Origin of the sequence: Streptomyces sp. NRRL S-87 (assembly GCF_000719335.1) — a bacterium.
Taxonomy (GTDB): domain Bacteria; phylum Actinomycetota; class Actinomycetes; order Streptomycetales; family Streptomycetaceae; genus Streptomyces.
The window spans coordinates 1-3,638 of record NZ_JOGB01000127.1 but is presented as its reverse complement, the minus strand read 5'-3'; the positions used below and the strand labels follow the sequence as shown (position 1 = coordinate 3,638).

Sequence of the window (3,638 nt, the reverse complement as noted above, 5' to 3'; positions counted from 1 at the left end):
GGGTCAGGCCGTGCGGTCTGGAGCGATGGGGGCGGCGTGGGGCGATGGGGGGGTGGGGGAACGGTTTCTGGGCGGGGCGGGACGGGACGGGCCCGGTGGCCCGGTGCCGGGGCGGAGCCGGGTTTCGGGCGGCCGCTGCAGGGAGCAGCGGCCGCCCGGATCTCACCTCAGGGGGCTCAGGAGGCTCAGGCCGCCGTGGCGATCGCGACGTCCGCCTCCGACAGGGCGAGCTCGAGCACCTGACGCACGTCCGTCACCGGGTGGACCTCCAGCTTCTCCAGGACCTCGGCAGGGACGTCGTCCAGGTCCGGCTCGTTCCGCTTCGGGATGATCACGGTCGTCAGACCCGCCCGGTGCGCGGCCAGCAGCTTCTGCTTGACGCCGCCGATCGGCAGGACCCGGCCGGTCAGGGACACCTCACCGGTCATCGCCACGTCCGTACGCACCTGGCGGCCGGACAGGAGCGACGCCAGGGCCGTGGTCATCGTGATGCCCGCGCTCGGGCCGTCCTTGGGGACCGCGCCCGCCGGGAAGTGGATGTGCACGCCCCGGTCCTTCAGGTCGGCCACGGGCAGCTCCAGCTCCGCGCCGTGCGAGCGGAGGAAGCTGAGGGCGATCTGGGCCGACTCCTTCATGACGTCGCCCAGCTGGCCGGTGAGGGTCAGCCCGGCGGCCCCGGTCTCCGGGTCGGCCAGGGAGGCCTCGACGAACAGCACGTCGCCGCCCGCCCCGGTGACCGCCAGGCCGGTGGCCACGCCCGGCACGGCCGTACGCCGCTCCGCCGGGTCCTGACCGGACTCGGGCACGTGGTGCGGCCGGCCGATCAGGGCGCGCAGGTCGTCCGCGCCGAGGGCGGTCGGCAGCTCGCGCTGCCCCAGTTCGTGCTGGGCGGCCACCTTGCGCAGCAGGCGGGCGATGGAGCGCTCCAGGTTCCGGACGCCCGCCTCGCGGGTGTACTCCCCCGCCAGGGCGCGCAGTGCGGACTCCTCCAGCGTCACCTCGGCGGCGTCGAGCCCGGCCCGCTCCAGCTGGCGGGGCAGCAGGTGGTCCCGGGCGATGACGACCTTCTCGTCCTCGGTGTAGCCGTCCAGGCGCACCAGCTCCATGCGGTCGGCCAGCGCCTCGGGGATGGCCTCCAGGACGTTCGCCGTCGCCAGGAAGACGACGTCGCTGAGGTCCAGTTCGACCTCCAGGTAGTGGTCCCGGAACGTGTGGTTCTGTGCCGGGTCGAGTACCTCGAGCAGGGCGGCCGCGGGGTCGCCCCGGAAGTCGGAGCCGACCTTGTCGATCTCGTCGAGGAGCACGACCGGGTTCATGGACCCGGCCTCCTTGATGGCGCGGACGATCCGGCCCGGCAGGGCGCCGACGTACGTGCGCCGGTGGCCCCTGACCTCCGCCTCGTCGCGTACGCCGCCCAGGGCGACCCGGACGAACTTGCGCCCCATCGCGTGCGCGACCGACTCGCCCAGGCTCGTCTTTCCGACGCCGGGCGGGCCGACGAGGGCCAGCACGGCCCCGCCGCGGCGGCCGCCCACCAGGCCCATGCCGCGGTCGCTGCGACGCTTGCGGACGGCCAGGTACTCGGTGATGCGGTCCTTCACGTCGTCCAGGCCGGCGTGCTCGGCGTCGAGCACCGCCCGCGCGCCCTGGATGTCGTACGCGTCCTCCGTGCGCTCGTTCCACGGCAGTTCGAGGACGGTGTCGAGCCAGGTGCGGATCCAGGAGCCCTCGGGCGACTGGTCGCTGGACCGCTCGAGCTTGTCGACCTCCTTGATGGCGGCCTCCCGGACCTTCTCCGGCAGGTCCGCGGCCTCCACCCGGGCGCGGTAGTCGTCGGACTCCTCGCCCTCGGCGTCGCCGTTGAGCTCGCGCAGCTCCTTGCGGACGGCTTCCAGCTGACGGCGCAGCAGGAACTCGCGCTGCTGCTTGTCGACGCCCTCCTGGACGTCCTTGGCGATGGACTCGGCCACGTCCTGCTCGGCGAGGTGGTCGCTGAGCCACGTGACGGCGAGCTTGAGACGGGCGACCGGGTCGGCGGTCTCCAGCAGCTCGACCTTCTGGGCCACCGTCAGGAAGGGCGAGTAGCCCGAGTTGTCGGCGAGGGCGCCCACGCCCTCGATGCCCTGGACCCGGTCGACGACCTGCCAGGCGCCGCGCTTCTTCAGCCAGCTGGTGGCCAGCGCCTTGTACTCCTTGACGAGGTCGGCGACCGCGCCGGGCAGCGGGTCCGGCACGTGCTCGGGCACGGTCTCGCCCTCGACCCACAGGGCGGCGCCGGGGCCGGTGGTGCCCGAGCCGATGCGGACGCGGCCCAGCGCGCGGATCAGCGCGCCCGGGTCGCCTCCGGAGAGGCGGCCGACCTGCTCGATGCGGCCGAGTACGCCGGTACCCGCGTACGTGCCGTCCACCCGGGGCACCAGCAGCACCCTCGGCTTGCCGGACCGGGCCGCGGCCTGGGCGGCTTCCACCGCGGCGCGCACCTCGCTGTCCGTGAGGTCGAGCGGCACGACCATGCCGGGCAGCACGACCTCGTCGTCGAGCGGCAGCACAGGCAGCGTGAGCGTTGCGGACATCGAAGCCATGATCTTCCTTCCGGCAGTGAAGTTGAGCTATGCCGACTCAATGCATCTGCGCCGCCCAATGTTCCCCACGCTCCGTTCGCCCACGGCGAACGCTCTGTGCCCGCCCCCGGCTGAACCCCCGCACGCCCCTCCTCACCCGGCATCGCCCGGATGGACCGTCAGCCCCCGCTGCCCCCACGGCCGTCGACCACCCGACCGTTCGCTCCAGGAGTCAGGAGTACCGGGACCGGCTGGTGGGCGAGGCGGCTGACGCAAATCCAAAGTCAGCCGGGGTCAGCCGGACGGGCGCCAGGACATGTGCCGGCTGACGTCCACGATGCGGCAGCGCGTACCGGCCGCGACCTGGTGCAGGCTCTGCACCCGAACGGTCGCCCGCTGCCCCGGCGCCAGGTTGTCCGTCGCGCCGTAGGCGTCGCTCAGCCGTTTGCCCGCCGGATCGAGGAACTCGACGTGGACGCCGTAGTCGCTGGCCTTGGCAGAGCGGTTGGTGACCAGCACGTCGGCGTGGGGCCACTTCGTCGTCGCGTCCACCACGCATGCCGTGAGCCGCACGTCACCACGGGGCCCGTCCTCCGCCCCGCCGTCCTTGTCCGCGACGACGAAGAGCCCGACGAGGGCCGCGACGGCGAGCACCCCCAGCACGGCGAACACCCCGAGGCACGACCACCCGAGCACCCGCCCTGCCCCGCCCCGAGCCGCCGGCGGCGGCTGCGCCCAGCCTCCCGGCCCGGAGCGTCCCTGACCGCCCCCGCCCCTACCCGGCTGCCGGTCCCACCCCCGCGGCTCCCGGTCTGTCATGGCTCAAGCGTCCGCCCGGCCGCGACGCCCCGCATCCGGGTCGTCGTCCTCCGTAGGGCCCACTGCTCGGCTTCCGGGGCGGGTCACCCACGAGAGGGCCGCCCCCACCCCGGTCCCCGGCTCCTTGGCAGTGCCGGCGGGTCCCGTGGTGTGTGGGGGAGCCTCTTGAGGCGTCATGGCAGGCTGGTCCGGAGGCAGGCCCGGGCCTGGGGTGGCCGCAGGCCAGGGCGCAGCCCCTTGCCCCAGGGGTGGGCCTGC

Annotated in this window: 2 protein-coding genes; both read right to left on the bottom strand. The window is 74.1% G+C overall.

Translation table 11 applies throughout. The features are described 5' to 3' along the window. Nucleotides 1–185: 185 nt before the first annotated feature. A complete protein-coding gene (lon, locus tag IF43_RS0135220; RefSeq protein ID WP_030210906.1) occupies nucleotides 186–2,582 on the bottom strand; it encodes an endopeptidase La in 2,397 nt (798 codons plus the stop codon). A gap of 273 nt (nucleotides 2,583–2,855) precedes the next feature. After that, nucleotides 2,856–3,257, bottom strand: a complete 402-nt coding sequence (locus tag IF43_RS0135215; protein WP_158939678.1) for a hypothetical protein — start codon at nucleotides 3,255–3,257, stop codon at nucleotides 2,856–2,858. Nucleotides 3,258–3,638 lie beyond the last annotated feature (381 nt).